This window comes from Mesorhizobium sp. M0518 (assembly GCF_040321125.1).
Taxonomy (GTDB): domain Bacteria; phylum Pseudomonadota; class Alphaproteobacteria; order Rhizobiales; family Rhizobiaceae; genus Mesorhizobium.
Genome location: NZ_JAMYQY010000013.1, coordinates 187,840 through 203,309 on the forward strand (window position 1 = coordinate 187,840; position 15,470 = coordinate 203,309).

Consider the following 15,470-nt stretch of genomic DNA (forward strand, 5'->3'; position numbering starts at 1 on the left):
TAAAAAAATGGCTGCCAAAGACGTAAAATTCTCCCGCGATGCCCGTGAGCGCATGCTTCACGGCATCAACATCCTCGCCGACGCGGTGAAGGTCACCCTCGGCCCCAAGGGCCGCAACGTCGTCATCGACAAGTCGTTCGGCGCACCGCGCATCACCAAGGACGGGGTCACCGTCGCCAAGGAAATCGAACTTTCCGACAAGTTCGAAAACATGGGCGCGCAGATGATCCGCGAAGTTGCTTCGAAGACCAACGACATCGCCGGTGACGGCACCACAACCGCGACCGTTCTGGCGCAGTCGATCGTCCAGGAAGGCAACAAGGCCGTTGCCGCCGGCATGAACCCGATGGACCTGAAGCGCGGCATCGATCTGGCCGTGACCGAAGTCGTCGCGGCGCTCGGCAAGGCTGCCAAGAAGATCAAGACCTCCGAGGAAGTTGCCCAGGTCGGCACGATCGCCGGCAATGGCGACGAGTCGGTCGGCAAGATGATCGCCGAAGCGATGCAGAAGGTCGGCAACGAAGGCGTCATCACGGTTGAGGAAGCCAAGACCGCCGAGACTGAACTCGAGGTCGTCGAAGGCATGCAGTTCGACCGCGGCTATCTCTCGCCCTACTTCGTCACCAACGCCGACAAGATGGTTGCCGAGCTCGAGGACGTCTACATCCTCCTGCACGAGAAGAAGCTGTCCAACCTGCAGGCGATGCTGCCGGTTCTCGAAGCCGTCGTGCAGACCTCGAAGCCGCTGCTCATCATCTCGGAAGACGTCGAAGGCGAGGCCCTGGCCACGCTGGTCGTCAACAAGCTGCGTGGCGGCCTGAAGATCGCCGCCGTCAAGGCGCCGGGCTTCGGTGATCGCCGCAAGGCCATGCTGGAAGACATCGCCATCCTCACCGGTGGCCAGGTCATCTCGGAAGACCTCGGCATCAAGCTCGAGAACGTCGGCCTCAACATGCTCGGCCGCGCCAAGAAGGTGTCTATCTCCAAGGAGAACACCACCATCGTCGACGGCGCCGGCAAGAAGGCCGAGATCCAGGGCCGCGTTGCCCAGATCAAGCAGCAGATCGAAGAGACCACTTCGGACTACGACAAGGAGAAGCTGCAGGAACGTCTGGCGAAGCTCGCCGGCGGCGTTGCGGTGATCCGCGTCGGCGGTGCGACGGAAGTCGAAGTCAAGGAAAAGAAGGACCGCGTCGATGACGCCCTCAACGCGACCCGCGCGGCCGTCGAAGAAGGCATCGTTGCAGGCGGCGGCGTCGCTCTCCTGCGCGCTTCGGCCGACATCAAGGTCACCGGCGTCAATGCCGACCAGGCCGCCGGCATCAACATCGTTCGTCGTGCGCTGCAGGCTCCGGCCCGCCAGATCGCGGCCAACGCCGGTGCGGAAGCATCGATCGTTGCCGGCAAGATCCTTGAGAACAAGGGCGCGACCTTCGGCTACAACGCCCAGACCGGCGAATATGGCGACATGATCGCCATGGGTATCGTCGATCCGGTCAAGGTTGTCCGTACGGCTCTCCAGGACGCGGCCTCGGTCGCCGGCCTGCTGGTCACCACCGAAGCCATGATCGCGGAGGCTCCGAAGAAGGAGTCGGCTGGCGGCGGCGGCATGCCTGGCGGCATGGGCGGCGGCGGTATGGGCGGCATGGGCGGCATGGGCGGCATGGATTTCTAATCCAGCCCCTATCAACCTACAGCGGAAAGGGCGGCAGCAATGCCGCCCTTTCCTTGTGTGCCGAACATGATCGACAACTTGGAGTGCGTCCCGAGGATCTCGTCAGAATTAGGATCTTGTCCGATCGAGCAATTCGCGGGCTCAACCTGGTCAAACCGGCGCCCCCTACGAACTGCCCGATCCTTGAGGATTCCGCTGCGCGACAATCACGATGATTCATTCAGTTGGTAGCTATAGGCGGTGAATCATGAGGGGCATTGAGGAGCGTGGCAAGGCGCCCATCTCGGCATTTAACCCCATCGAGCGTGATATCCGAGACAATTCTCTCATCGGACCGGCGGCTGGCCTTGAAGGACCCGGTGAATCATCCTGTTCTATAGTGGAGCAGACGCGCTCTGAGCCTCAAGATCAAGCGTTTCCTCCTCTGAGTATCCTTGATCTGCCGCTGGACATTCTCGTTGATATTGCTGAGCGGCTCAGCCCGATGGATCTGCTGAGGTGTCGCACACAAATCAAGAGCTGCGTGTCGCCGCGATGATAGTCGCAACGCCTCAAGAAAGGCGGATCCAGGTTCAGGCTCGTCGTCGTGGCCGAGAGGCCTCGTGACCCCGACGACTGCGCTTCGGCCTTGTGGGGCCTCGGAGCGGGCGTGGCAGCGCTTGCACCTGAGCTCCAGCGGCGTCTCATCCTGCTTGAGCCCAGGTCACAGACCATTGCCCTGGAGGGCCTCGGAGCAGGCGTGGGTGGCCTTTGGCCAACCTCCAGCGGCTTGTCTGCGGATTTCACTAAATTGGGACAGCCGTTTTAGTAAATCGCGAACAAGCGTTTCGCTAAGTCGCGGGCAACGGAAGCGATCGAGTTCCGGTTGCCTTTGCTGTTAGGAGTGATTGATTTCGGTTATTTCGCTGAAACGCTGAAACGCCATATCCAGCTTTTCCAACGGTAAATTGGGCACTGTCCAATACTTTATTTCTTGAGAAATCCAACGTTTTTGCCGCGCAGTGACGTTCGGACATAGCAAGGCCTGTCCCATACCTATGAATACGTTTGGCTGAAGCAGACCGATGGCTGCGCGTCGAAGCCGAAGCCGTCGAGTTCGCGGACAAACGGGAACTGCGCGATCTTGCTCGACATGAGCGTGTCGAGCTGGTCGCGGATGGCCGTCAACTTCAGCCGATCCAGGATTGCGATCAGCAGGTCATGATCTAGCGTCGTCATCACCAGCTCCCTCCGACCACCGCTTCGTACTCGGCGAGTGGCCGCAGCAAGGTGGCCGGGGATGATCTTGATGCGCTCGGCGCGCACCGGCCCTTCGAAGCCGGCAACGCCGACAAAAGGCTCTGTCGCAAACCTGGAAATGGGGGTGTGAACGGCCATTTCGGCCTGTCCGTCAGGCAGCGAGGATATCGAAACAGCGATCGACAGACTTGTAGTCATACCTCGCCTGTCGCTTGCCAATCATGTGGATCATCTCGATGCCGGAGAGGATAACCACGGCGCTCGCCTGCGACTTGAAGCCGATGGATCGAATGCGGCGCTTGATACGCAGTCTGTTCTTTCAATTTAGACCAACTATGCGGATGCCGCCTCAGTCAATTCAAGAAGGTAACCAATGCCGCGCACGGTCGTGATCCGTGGCGTTGCACCTGACCTACTCAGGTGTCCACGTAAGCGATAGATTCCGACTTCAAGCGCGTTGGCAGATACCTCGTCGTTGAACGAATAGAGGTGATCTTCCAACTGCGCACGAGGCACGATGCGGCCTGCACGGATAAGCAGATGCTCTAAAATACATAGTTCGCGGCGTGCGATCTTCAGAGGATGACCCGAGACGGAAACCTGTCGGCCGATCGGATCGAAATTGAGATTGCCAAATACAACGATGGGGTCGGTCACCTGTGTCGACCGGCGCAGAATGGCTCTCATTCTGGCGATGAGCTCATCGAAAGAGACGGGCTTGAGCAGAAAATCGTCCGCGCCACCGTTGAAAATTGCAATTCGCTTCTCGAGATCGTTGATGCTACTCATAATGAGGGTTGGAACTGAATGCCCGTCGCTCCTTAGCTGTCTCAGCCAGCCCAAGCCATCGCCATCTGGCAGAGCCAACTCCAGCAGGAGAATTTCATAGGTTGCGCAACAGAATGCCCTCGACGCCTGTTCCAGGTTGCCAACTACATCAACGGCAAAACCGCTATCCCCGAGCGCAGCTCGCACGGCGCGCGTAAGATCCACGTGATGATCAATGAGCAGCGTTCGCATTTCACGTCCTATCAAGGTAGGACAGGTCACCGTCCGCTGTAAGACCGGGGCGACAGCAGAAGTCGCGCAACTCTTCGTAGTGTTCGTAACGCTCTTTCCGATGGGTGATCGCGGGAGAATGCAAGCCGCACGCCTGCAATAGTCGGGGATGGAACACGTGAAGACCTGTTGACGGGCTGAAACCGTCGGTCGGCCAGCCCACAATGCCACCGACTCTGCCTGCGATTTCTCTGCGCATCGATCCTCCTATATGGGTTGCGTCGCAAACTCCAGCTGAGGTCGCAAGGGCAGGTTGCGGCTTTGTTCATTGAGAGGACCCCCTAGAGGCAATACCGGGAGGATTCCCTGTATAGCACTTCCCGATTTACCAACCGGTCATTCCGAACCACGTTCGGCGGCTTTGAAGACGCTCATTTGAGCGCGGCTAGGTAAATCAAGGGTACGACCTGCCGGGTGTCGATGCCGCTTTTGAAGCAGGCATCGGCACCAGCTCGCTGAGCGTCGCCCGCGCAATTCAGCGGACGCGCTCGATACACCCAGTCGAATCGTGCCGCAGCTTGCCGCGCCGACAGGGCGGCCGAAGAGTTCAGGCTTGTGACCGAAGGGCTACGCCCAGTCGTCCTCCCATAATCAACCTCGGTCAAATCAAAGTGACGTTGAATCTGAACAAGTTGCGCCATCATATCACAAACGACTTACCGATCCCCGACGTGCTCGAGCCTTAGTGCTTATTAAGAAGATCGGCTACTGTCTCTCCGCGTCGCCGGGCATCGGCGGCGAGCCACACCTCCCCCACCTCATACACGTCGCCGTGGGTACGAAACGGCACAATGACGTCAATGGCAGCCGACAGCAGGTCAAGAAGCGTGTGGTCTTCCACAGCAGCTCCTTGCGGGCTGCTCTTGACGAGTGAAAAGAGCTTTTTAAAGCCTTGGACCGGATCCGCCCCATGAATCGTCGATATTGATCCCGCATGGCCGGAGACGACTTCGCTAAGGTAGGCCCAAGCAGCATCATCGCGCATCTCGCCAAGCAATATTCGATCAGGGCGCATGCGCAAGCTGGCTTGCAACAGTTGCTCGGCTGTCACCGCACCTACGCCTGCTCGGTCCTTCGGATAGAGTAACCGGACATGATTCTCGTGCGGGATTGCAAGTTCGAGCGTGTCCTCGATACTTATCAGCCTCTCTTGCGGGGGTATAGCGTTGATCAAAGTCTTGCTCATTGTCGTTTTGCCGCTACCAGTAGGTCCGCAAAGCAGCATCGTAAGCCGCCCGCAAACGCACGCTCGCAAAAATTGCTCCAAGTCACCATGGTCGTAGTGCTGAAGAATCGTTTCGTCCTGCCGCTCTTGGCGCTCCTTTCGTGACCGCCATTGATTCCAACGCGAGTATTCGTAGCGAGAAGAAACTTCCTTGAGTTCGGTCACACGACTTGAGGGACGCCGTATCGTCAGGCTTATTGTTCCTGAGGGAACAGCGGGCGGCAAACAGATCTGCAGCCGCTCTCCGTTCGGCAGCTCAGTCGCACAGAGGGGGCTTTGCGGTCCGACATCTTGCTTGCGCAGCGCTCCAGCGAGGATCGCGATGTCCTCCAGATCGTCATAAGATAGCGGTAGCGGATGTTTCGTGAAAACGCCGGCCTGTCGGACAAAGGCTTCCCCAGGCCGGTTGATAGCGACCTCTTCGGTCCTTGGCTCCTCAAGCCATTTCAGAACAGGGTTGAGAAGCAAACGCAATTGAGGGTCAGCCTCCGGTCGCATTGTTGTCTCTCCGGCGTTGGCGATGTTGGGGGGGGGCTGGCGCCACGGCGGTCGCTCTAAGATCGTATACATCTGAGAAATCGAGGTCCCGAGCCACAAAGATGGATACAGCATCTCCCTGGTTTTTCTTCAGAGTTGGCGGAACGTTGATCGTTGCTCTAAGGGTCGTCTCAACGGCTTGTCCGGCGTTGCTCTGGAAGCTGTTGATACCGCTTCCTCCACCTGAGCTGCCAGCGTATTGACCGGCGGCCTGAAACGCGCCTTGAATGACGCTCATGAGCATTGCTCCGCCAAAGCGCTGCCAGAAGTGATTATCCACCGTGCCAGGCATTCCGGAGCGGCCGAGCTCGTCAGCGCCCGGCGATGCTAGCGAAACGAGGGCATGGTCAGGCGTTTCGATGCGCGTCCACAGCACGAAGACACGCGCATCCCCCTGTTGGAGACCACGCTGGATCTCGCCAATCACGGTCGTCCCGCGATCCAAAAGCACCACGTTGTTGGTGGCGCCGCGGACGTCTTTAGGTAAGACGCACTTCACATAACCCGGTAAATTTGTGTCGACTGCCGTTTGCAAAATGCAGGGGATGATCGTTCCTTGAGTAATCACGAGATCAGGGTGCGGCAAAAGTGTGGCCCGGCTTGGCTCCTGTATATCTGGCTTCAATCGCGCCGACAGATCGCCAGCGTCTGAAATCTCATCCGAGGTCACGGGAGCATCCCTATGGTTGTCTTCGCTCCGCTGACCGTCGTTGGGCATTTTACTGCTGCCACTGTAGGCGAAAATTGGTGTTTCCTCCGGCGGCGGATCAGCTGAAGTCGGCGTGGATGGCGCAGGATCTCCTGCCTGCGCCGCCTGTACGGCTGCTGGAACTTCGGGAGCAATCTCAATCGGCACGGGGCGGAATGGTTCGGCGTCGGCGACAATTGGAGGTTTTGGCTGAGTTGGTTCGTCTTGTGTGCTGGTACGACCTCCGAGCCAGATGAGTGATAGAGATGAGATGAGAACAAGAGCAGCGACGGCCAACTTCTGCAATCCCGAAACATGCCGGCGGGCCGGCTCCGAGACCATCGATCCGGAGGCATGGACATCATGTCCCGACTGTGGGCCGGTTTCATTCATCGGCCGAGCCTTTCAAAACGCGCCACACGTCGGGTGTCACTGTACCGGTCCCTGGCGCTCGTCCCACAGGGTCATAAGCCCTGTTGAAAATGGACAAGACCGTATTGCCATCTCTCAGACGCCATTCCCGGGCGACTGCGGATACTTCAACATAGTCCCCTTTGACCGTGTAATTGGCAGCGGCTTCCTTGCCGTCGGGATTGATAATGTAGAGGGAGGGTATGCGGGAATTGCTTGCGAAGCCAAATACGGTGGTAAAGCCATTATCGAAAACTTCCAGCGGCGACAGCGATCGATCGCCCTTTGCGACGTAGTGAAAATTGCTTTCGTCCGGACTGGTAGTTGCGGCGGGCCGATTCAACAAATCCTGAACTCTCTCGTCGCGCAGCACTTTCGCCCGGGCCTGACCAAGAATCGAGCGCCTTTCTGCGTCCTTTCTCCGAGCAGCAGCCTCATCAGCAGGATAGGTGAACTGCACACTGTAGTATAGGTCAGGTTGCTGCTCATCGAGTTTTGGCATCGCTCTCGTTGAAATACTGAAGACGTATCTCCGTGTACCGGACTCACTCTCGGCCAGCACGATGACCGGCTGCGGCGGGAGCATCCGGCTAGCCTTAAAAAAGAGATAGTTGGCGCGCGGGAGCGCAGCCAGGTCTTTGCTATTGGAAACGGCCACGGCTGCGACTGTCTCGTTGGCCGCGAATGTGACAACCAGCGTTGCCCCCACTGCGGTAGACAGGCGCACCACTTCGTCAGGACGGTAAGCCAGGTAGCGCATGCGCGCATCATGCTTGCCGGCAAGTGGTGTGTCTTCCGCGGACGCTTCCATCGTTAAGAAGAGTGAACAGACCAGCGCGAGAAACGCTCTTTTTGTCATGGCTGCACATAGCCCAGGTTCGATACGCTATCTTCCGAGCTTTGATAGGAAGTGATGAGTAGACCTCCCGGATTGGTGAGCCTCGATTGCCCAGGCAGACCCGTCAAGCGCTCGTAGCGGATGGTAGCTGTCCAGGTGGTCACTATCGGCATCTGCCCATCGACAACAAGCGTGCGTTTGTAACGGATCTGTTGAACGTCCGGACTGATGTCGTTTGAAGAAATATGCCCGACCTCGAGCTTGCCGCGCTTGCCGACCGTGACTTGCGGCGAGGTGGGATTCGGATAGTTGAAGAAATCTTGATATTGCTGTCGCACAGCCGGCGCGCTGAAACTGGATACGAGGTCATAGGCGTATTGGGCTGTATCTGCTGTGTACCCCTCGCGCAGGCGTACATATTCCCACAGCGAAGCATTTATGACGGCTCGGTCTTGGGTTGCCGGCAGTCGAGACACTGACACTTCGCTGTCGACGGTCCCATCCGGCCGGACCCAGAGGAACACAGGTACGAGCTTGGCCAACGGGACCATGGCAGCGATGGTAAATGCCTGGGCAACATTTCCTAGGACCGCCGCTGCGGCAAAGGCGATCAGGGCCTTTGACAGGCGCCGCGCAGACTTCGCTCGTGACGTTTGAAACGCTTCCACCTTCTTATAGTGGGCGGCTAGCGTTTCTCTCTCCACCAGAAGGGCATGTTCAGGAAATTTCACTTTGGCTCTTCCGCGCATTCGACCTGAAGATCCTCAGGGGTGGTTTCCCATTGTCCCACGTTCAGTTGGAATGGGGCACCCGCGCACGTCGCAAGCCCATGGCTCGTCTTGCAGGCGGACAAAGCGAGGATTGACAGAAGTAGGCAATATTTCATGTTTTTGGCACCGAGCTTGTCGATTGATTAACCACCCGCCGTTTTGGCAAAGTGGCGATTGAGGCTGTTAAGAGGTCGGTTCGCACCTCCCCAAGAGCCGCCGGCGATGCTGCTGGCGATCGTCGGAAGCGCGACGATCAGAGCGTCACCAGCTAGGAAAAGCATGTCGAGCTCGTAAAGCCCGATGATCTTGGCTGCTGTCGTGCCCGAGAATTTGATCACCAAAAGCATGGCTGCCAGCGAGACTGCTTCGGCAGCGATTACTATCGTTGCAACGATGTTGAGGAGGAGAAGCAGCAGCCCGTACGAGAGCAGTTGGCCGATCCATCTGGTGGCTATGTCTCGAGTGTGATCAAAAAGGTAGCCTACAAGGACCAGGGGGCCGATCGTCAAGAGCACCTTCGTCAGAATTCCAACGGCATCGTAGATCTCGAACGCTGTCCACAGCGCGCCGTAGAAAATCCATTGCGCTCCCTCGAAAGCAAGTATGTCCTGGCCGTTCATAGGCCCAATTTCGGAAGCAATCAGCTGAAAGACATACTGGCTTGAAGCAAACATGAGATCGAGCTTCTGGGGGATTCCGATGAAGGGCAAGTCGCTGCCACTGATGTCGTGAGCCAACCTCGGAATCGTGTCGTCGAAGAGCGCTTCAATGTACTGCTGATAGTTGGCCTGCCCTAAGATAAGGGCGACGACAATCGACACCATGATTACGCGCGAGATACCCCCGCGCGCATCGACTTGACCACGCATGACCAGACAGCCTTGGATTATTATCCAGAGCGTGACACACGCAACCAGAGGCGCACTGACCGCCGCTTGGACGTTTTCAAGCACTTTGTGCAGCCCGGACGTGAAGGCCCCATGAAAGATCGTGTGTATAGTCGTGAATGGCGCGGGAATTTTGAAATTCATGGCGTGAGCCTGATGTGTCCCTGATCAGCGCAGCTGAGCCTGATGAACTCAGCGTTCACGGGAGGGGGTCAAAAATGCGAGCGGTGTCCTGATGTTCGCGACGCTGCGTGGCGGCCTCCTCCACGGCGTGAAGGCTCCCTTGTGCAGTGGCCATTGTCAGCAGACTCGTGGCCTGGACATTTTGGATCATCGCATCGTGAATCTGCTTGAGGACCAGACCGTTGGTCACGGTGGCCTGCATAATATTTCCCGAGCGGGAAAGCTGACCAAGCGTGCCGGCGTTATCCTTAAGGCGCTTGTCCATCATGCCCAAAGTGTCGGCTGCAATAGCTGCGGCATTGGCGGCCCCGGCGATTTGTCCCTGTAACAGTTTCGCTTCTGAATCGGTGCCGTTGACTATCCGATTTGGGTCCTTCGCAATGTTACGGGCCATAATCGAAGCTGGCGCCCGAGCATCAAACATCTGCTCCTCCAGCTTATTGCTCGACGGGTAGTGATTTCCTTGGTTCAGTGAGCTTAGCAGTCCCGTGACAGCGAATGACGACGTTAGAATTGTCACCATTTCGATCGTGGTAGCGAGCGTCTCGATTGACCTCTCAAGGATCGCCGCATTGGAAAGCGCTGTTAAGGTCGCTTGTGTTTCTGTTACAGGGTCGCTGACGATAAATTGCGAACGGGCCTGTCCGTGAAGCAGAAGGGAAGCAGCAAGGGTGGTTACTGCAAGTTGGGCAAATTTCATGAATATTCCTCCGTCAGTCTTGAACTTCGTGGTACCGGGCCATGAACTTGTCGAGCCACCCACTTGGGGCGTCTCCGTGCTGGTTACGAAGCTGGTCGGCAAAGCGCACTGTGTTGGCCCGCCCCGAGAGTACGGCTACGTACTCGCGCATCTGCCCAAGATCGAATTCGCAAACAATACTCCCGCTATCGCGCTTGAGCAAAAACTTGCGGCTGCCGATTGCCATTCCCTGGCGGATTGCCTCGAACTCCTGCGCAGTGCACTTCAAGCCATCGACATACGCAGAGCGGTCCGCCGTCGGTGATGGGTAGAAAATTTTCGTCATACATTGCGCAACGAGACTAGCTCCGAGAGGCGATTCCAGAACGTGTTCAGGCTGCTGCGTTGCGAGTATCAACATGCCGTTGTTTTTGCGGACCGTGAGCAAGAACTTGTCGATAACGGCCGAGAATTGGGGGTTGAGTAGATAGAATCGAAATTCGTCGCAGCTCATGACGAACCGACGACCATCGACGATAGCGCCCACTCGATGCAGAAGGTATGCGGCGGCCGGTGCACAGACCTCCTCATATTCCAGGAGCTGCGTCATGTCGAAGCCCGTAATGGAGGCATCCAGCCTTACTTCGTCCACGTCGCCGTCAAAGGCCCATCCAAGCGCCCCCCCTCTACACCACCGCTGCAGCCGTGCTCCTGCGCCCTCGGAGGGGCTGTGCAATAGGAACTCGCGCAGGCCCGCAAGTGAGCGCATAGGGGGTTCGAACGAAAGCTGACGAACAATGCCGCGTTCCAGCCGACGGCTTTCCTCCGGCGAGATCGGACCACGGCCGTCACTCTCGATCAGGGCCATCAACCACTCGCGCAGAAAGTCCCGAGAGGCGGAGGTGTTGTCCAGTCCACGCAGAGGGGCCAAGCCGCTCGGAGCGCCTCTGCGCAACGCAAGATATGTCCCTCCCGTGGCTCGCACCAGCAGTTCACCACCCCGATCCTTGTCGAAGAAGACGATCGCACCATTGCGATCGACCAAGCTTTGCTCAAGCATCGCGAGGACAAAGGTCATCAGCGTCGTCTTGCCTTTGCCAACGGGCCCGAATATTGCCGTCATGCCGACGTCATTCTCATGGGGGATGTAGTCGAAAGAAGTTCCACCGTTTGTGCGAAAGCGCGCAACAGCATTGCCCCAGTGGCCGGAACTGGAACCGCTTGGGAAGTTCTCAAATGAGACGAGCCCGGCAAAATTGTGTGAGGTGATCGCCCCCGGGCGCGTGCGCCACCTGTTGTTCCCCGGAAGTTGGGACCAATATGCGGCCTCCATGCCGATGCCCTCTTGGACGATAACGGCGCCCGCGTCGGCCAGCCGTGCGCGGGCACTTGCTGCGCGATCTGCAAGGGTATTGAGGCTGTCGGCATAGACGCACAGGCTCAGATGATGCGAACCCATCACGAATTCGTTGCTTGCCAGTGCGTCCTCTGCCTCGGCAAGTTCATTGATCTGGGTGAGAGCCTTGTCGCCGGCACTCGTCATCTGGCTGGACTTAAGGCTTAGTTTGGCATGAGCTTGCGGGCGAGTGAGGAAGGAAAAGCTCTGGCTCAGGACAAGCGGGAAGTTGGCGGACAGCAAGGAATTTAGCATGCCCGGCCGCGTCGTCGCCGGATATTCACGGAACGAAAACAATGATCCGACGGAGCTATCCCCGGGCCTTCGAATCTCAAGCGCCCGCTTCCCGCAGATGACCTGGTCAGTGTAGATCGAGGCGCCAAGTGAGCCGGTAACCATCGGAACCGGAAGAAACCGGCAAGTCATCATGAGCCGAAGCGCCTCGCCGATTTCCGTGAAGAGCACGTTGCCTTTCTCACGAATGCCCAACCGGCGCAGACCGTAACCGCCGAGTGCGCCAGCAATGATGTGCCAGAGGTCTTCCAGGCTCCGCATTTGGGTGGCTAGATCGTGCTCATTCCGTCTGCGGGACTTGGCAATCCGCAAGCCGATCTTGCCGATTGCGGTGCGGGGGGACACGATCAAAGTGAGGAAGTGATCGTTGCGAAAGAGCTTTCCCGACAGCACACGACGCTCGTAGGCCTCGCTCAGACTGCCAGCGAATGCACTTTGAAACCGGCGCGGCGCCGGCGCCGGCACATCGTTGTGTCTCACAAGATGAGCGTATATCGAGACATTGTCATCGGCGATGTTGCGCAAGAGAGTGTTGAACGCGCGGCAGCGCGAGTTGCGCATCTCAGCGTCTTCCAAATCAAAGGGCACACCGTTCACATGTGCCATGGCCATGATCGATCCGTCTTCCAGAAGGACAACCTGATCGCTTACGTGACCAACATACGGAAGGTAGATCTCGCCAGACCTCTCGGTCCGGCCGCTGGCGCCGAACATTACACCATTCCTCTTCCGCGTTTCGGCACTCTGATCGGATTGGCGCTGACGCTTGCGCCTCCCCAGACCGGCCCGTCCACGCTTCTGCCGGCCGTCTGCAAATAGAGCAGCACGACGCTTGCCGCGTTATAGTCACGCTCAACAACCAGCCGTGCTCCGAACCAGAGTGGCGCGAGAACGATTTCGTAGAGCGGGTTCTGAAGGATAATGATAACAAGCCCAGCCAACATCATGAGCAATCCGGCCAGCGTCAGCGGCACCCCCAGAAACAGTGCGGGGCGCGTCGCCGCCACATAGAGGGTGCTCACTTCCAACCGGTCGCTCATCAGCCACCGCCTATGAGCGCCTTGCCCAGGAAGCTGGCCCCGAACATGATGACGATCCCTCCAACGACACCCGCAACCAGGCCAAGTGAAGCACGACCGAACATCCAAGAGATACCGATGGCTACGAGCCCGAGCACGGCCAGTGATTGTCCAAAGGGGCCAAGTATGAACGTGCAGATATTCTGGACCATCTTGGCAGGATCCGTCCCTCCGGTCACCTGAGCCGCGGCTGGCCCGCTGTAGAAGACCGTCCACGCCGCGCCTGCAGCAGCGGCCGGTACATATTCAGCCGCCATGCGCAGCATGGAAAAAGGCGAAGGAACACGCGTTTTAAGCGCACGAAGTATCTTGAGTGACGTCATCATTGCATCTCCATGTTTCAATCGAATACGAGTTTGTTCGGGTTCGAGGGTTCCCGTGCTTTCGCAGCCTGGCTGCCTGTCGGATCGGAGGGATCGGCCCCGGAGCGGTCTGGCTGATACGAGCCCCAGATGTCCCAAGAATCTTGGTTGGGCTGCTTCTTTCTATTGGCCTGTTGGCTCTGCTGGAGCAGAGGCGGCACGGCTTTCCGACCGGGTGCCTCAAGGTGCGGCACATCTCGAGCAGTCGGCTCCAGCGTTCTCTCAAGGAGACTTGAGATGTCCTTTGCGGCCGACTCGACTTTGCGTACATAACCGTTGGCGAAGCCATGCGTGACGTCGCCCGTGTTATAGGCCGAGATGGCACGGCGAAGCGCCAGTTGCTGTGCCACAGCAGTGGTGCCGCCGGCATACCGGCTTTCAAGCAGGTGGGCGGCAGCCGAAAGCGAGGCGCAGGGCTCGAAAGCCCTTTCCGGCGTGAGATTGAGCATGGCAAAGTTCTTGCTGTTTATCTGCATCAATCCAACATCGACAGAATGTTGTGCTTCGAGGCGTTCCTTGATGCCCCGCGTGGCTTCCAGGTGGTCTATCCAGCGAAGCTGCTCACCTGTGGTGTTGTCATGAGCCACCAGCGTTTCAAAGTCACTTTCAATCTTGGCAATCGCGGCGAGGGTGGACGGCGCAACCCAGGGGGCGCATTTGCGCGACAGGCTGCGGAACTCACGCGGAGAAAGTGGCGCGGGCTCGGCTGGGAGTGACATGGATGTCATCAGGACGATGGCCAGCGGCCAAGCTGCAATAATCATTCCCTATCACCTACCTTTCCAAGCCGCCGGACGGGTTCTGGCCCTGTCCGGCACGCGCTTATCGGGGAGGTTTGTTACTGTGTGATGTTCAAGTTCAGCTTTTCGGTTTCAATTGAAGCAAAGACCGTGTTCGTATCAGCGTGGGTGAGCATCTTGCGCATGCGTGGGTGGCGCGGGCCCGATCAGCCAGCGACATCCGGAGCATCTTGGTACAATGACTCCTGTACAGGATTGCTCGTCCCGGCCGTCCGTTGCTCCTGGAGTGTGGGCCGCGACTTTGGCGTCATGGATGGTACTTCTGTCAGCGCCAAGCCAAGGACAAAATGGGGAGCTTGGCGGGCTTGTTCAGGCTCGGGATCACCGTGGGGAATCGACTAAGGCGATAAAGCGGCCCAACTTTGCCGGTATGCTGCCGGTCGTTAAAGAGCAGCCATGCGCGGCCCTGCACACTCAGATCATTGCTTGAGACGCGAGCTCGTCCGCGAAGCTGGCTCGAGGGCGCAAATCCGCGGCGGCGAGGGTCAACTGGGAAGACGTGGCGGCGCAGCCCATCCTGGTGCGAGCCTCGTTCAGCTGTTCGGCCGCCGCCGCCAAAGGGTGGATCATGCACAGTCCCATCGGCAGATAACCGCACGTCATTGACGGAGTCCGACGGCGCAATGGACAAGCATAGTGACACGCTCAAGATGGAGGAGTTGCAGTAACTGAGAAATGTTAGCCCGGACGTTCACCGCAACCGGCGACCTGCCGGTCGCCGAACAGCATTTGAGGCCGCCGGCCACCTTGGACGAAGCCGGCTTGGCAGGAGACACACTATTTTGCACAAGGCCGCTGCAGCGAATCACGGTCTTCTTCCGCCGACCGCCTCTCCGATCAAGCCAAACGCCGCGCTGCTCAACCATGTCCGAGCTGGATCCACGAGCCGGAGGATATCGAGATGATCCAGGTCCGCAAACTCCAGGATGACCAGGATGCAAGGGCATAGCAGGAAACTTGGCATCCATGAGTCCGAACTTGAGTGATATTGGCAGGCCTGCACCAACGGGGGAGCTCGAAGCGAAAAAGCGAAGGACCACACGGCAGGGTCATGTCGGCGCTTGGACCTGTCTGGTGGCCACGGGCTGCCTTGGTGCGGTCAATTCGCTGGGGATGAAAAGAACAGGACGAGCACGGCCTCACATTGGCCGCACGCAACGGCGAGTGGTATCAAGGAGCAGCTGTTCTGGGTCGGTGCCCCAGGGTTGCTCGGCAACAGGTTTAGACAAGGGGATTCAAGATTGAAGGTGTGCCGTTGAAACATGTTCTTGTCATTGACGATGATGCCGCAATGCGGCGCCTCATCGCCGAGTATCTCACGATGCATGCCCTGAAGGTAACCGCAGTC

Annotated in this window: 13 protein-coding genes and 3 pseudogenes; 2 read left to right on the forward strand and 14 right to left on the reverse strand. The window is 58.2% G+C overall.

Annotation, left to right across the window (positions count from 1 at the left end; genetic code table 11):
• Positions 1 to 7 precede the first annotated feature (7 nt).
• The gene (groL, locus tag NKI66_RS20100) at positions 8 to 1,675 is read left to right on the forward strand and encodes a chaperonin GroEL (protein WP_023766583.1); all 1,668 of its coding nucleotides are present in this window, start codon (positions 8 to 10) and stop codon (positions 1,673 to 1,675) included.
• A 1,059-nt stretch (positions 1,676 to 2,734) separates the two neighbouring features.
• Here the strand turns inward: groL and NKI66_RS20110 are convergent.
• The 14 genes and pseudogenes from NKI66_RS20110 to NKI66_RS20175 form a co-directional block, all read right to left on the reverse strand.
• Positions 2,735 to 2,893, reverse strand: a pseudogene (locus NKI66_RS20110) (ATP-binding protein); the annotation flags it as partial.
• 172 nt (positions 2,894 to 3,065) lie between these two features.
• Positions 3,066 to 3,221: pseudogene (locus NKI66_RS20115) on the reverse strand (IS6 family transposase); the annotation flags it as partial.
• A gap of 26 nt (positions 3,222 to 3,247) precedes the next feature.
• On the reverse strand, positions 3,248 to 3,934 hold the full coding sequence (locus NKI66_RS20120; protein ID WP_023814396.1) for a response regulator: 687 nt from the start codon (positions 3,932 to 3,934) through the stop codon (positions 3,248 to 3,250).
• A 721-nt stretch (positions 3,935 to 4,655) separates the two neighbouring features.
• Positions 4,656 to 5,696: a P-type DNA transfer ATPase VirB11 gene (virB11, locus tag NKI66_RS20125; protein WP_023737143.1), complete on the reverse strand. Its 1,041-nt coding sequence runs from the start codon at positions 5,694 to 5,696 to the stop codon at positions 4,656 to 4,658.
• Entirely contained in the window at positions 5,680 to 6,816 is a 1,137-nt protein-coding gene (gene virB10 / locus NKI66_RS20130; RefSeq protein ID WP_031249470.1) for a type IV secretion system protein VirB10, read from the reverse strand. Before virB10 ends, virB11 begins: the two co-directional genes overlap by 17 nt.
• Entirely contained in the window at positions 6,809 to 7,693 is an 885-nt protein-coding gene (locus NKI66_RS20135; protein WP_023737141.1) for a TrbG/VirB9 family P-type conjugative transfer protein, read from the reverse strand. Before NKI66_RS20135 ends, virB10 begins: the two co-directional genes overlap by 8 nt.
• On the reverse strand, positions 7,690 to 8,403 hold the full coding sequence (locus tag NKI66_RS20140; RefSeq protein WP_031214019.1) for a type IV secretion system protein VirB8: 714 nt from the start codon (positions 8,401 to 8,403) through the stop codon (positions 7,690 to 7,692). The genes NKI66_RS20135 and NKI66_RS20140 overlap by 4 nt, the downstream gene beginning before the upstream one ends.
• Positions 8,400 to 8,558: a type IV secretion system lipoprotein VirB7 gene (locus tag NKI66_RS20145; protein ID WP_352752714.1), complete on the reverse strand. Its 159-nt coding sequence runs from the start codon at positions 8,556 to 8,558 to the stop codon at positions 8,400 to 8,402. The genes NKI66_RS20140 and NKI66_RS20145 overlap by 4 nt, the downstream gene beginning before the upstream one ends.
• Before the next feature lie 27 nt (positions 8,559 to 8,585).
• Positions 8,586 to 9,473 (reverse strand): type IV secretion system protein, encoded by an 888-nt coding sequence (locus NKI66_RS20150; protein ID WP_352752715.1) that lies wholly within the window; start codon positions 9,471 to 9,473, stop codon positions 8,586 to 8,588.
• A gap of 55 nt (positions 9,474 to 9,528) precedes the next feature.
• Entirely contained in the window at positions 9,529 to 10,212 is a 684-nt protein-coding gene (locus tag NKI66_RS20155) for a TrbJ/VirB5 family protein (protein WP_352752717.1), read from the reverse strand.
• Between the two features lie 13 nt (positions 10,213 to 10,225).
• The gene (virB4, locus tag NKI66_RS20160) at positions 10,226 to 12,595 is read right to left on the reverse strand and encodes a type IV secretion/conjugal transfer ATPase VirB4 (protein ID WP_352752719.1); all 2,370 of its coding nucleotides are present in this window, start codon (positions 12,593 to 12,595) and stop codon (positions 10,226 to 10,228) included.
• A complete protein-coding gene (locus tag NKI66_RS20165) occupies positions 12,595 to 12,921 on the reverse strand; it encodes a type IV secretion system protein VirB3 (protein WP_023679584.1) in 327 nt (108 codons plus the stop codon). The genes virB4 and NKI66_RS20165 overlap by 1 nt, the downstream gene beginning before the upstream one ends.
• The gene (gene virB2, locus NKI66_RS20170) at positions 12,921 to 13,283 is read right to left on the reverse strand and encodes a pilin major subunit VirB2 (RefSeq protein WP_502900949.1); all 363 of its coding nucleotides are present in this window, start codon (positions 13,281 to 13,283) and stop codon (positions 12,921 to 12,923) included. Before virB2 ends, NKI66_RS20165 begins: the two co-directional genes overlap by 1 nt.
• A gap of 17 nt (positions 13,284 to 13,300) precedes the next feature.
• On the reverse strand, positions 13,301 to 14,086 hold the full coding sequence (locus NKI66_RS20175; RefSeq protein ID WP_352752722.1) for a type IV secretion system lytic transglycosylase VirB1: 786 nt from the start codon (positions 14,084 to 14,086) through the stop codon (positions 13,301 to 13,303).
• A 1,291-nt stretch (positions 14,087 to 15,377) separates the two neighbouring features.
• On the opposite strand from NKI66_RS20175, the pseudogene NKI66_RS20180 reads away from it, so the two are divergent.
• Positions 15,378 to 15,470: pseudogene (locus NKI66_RS20180) on the forward strand (DNA-binding response regulator); the annotation flags it as partial.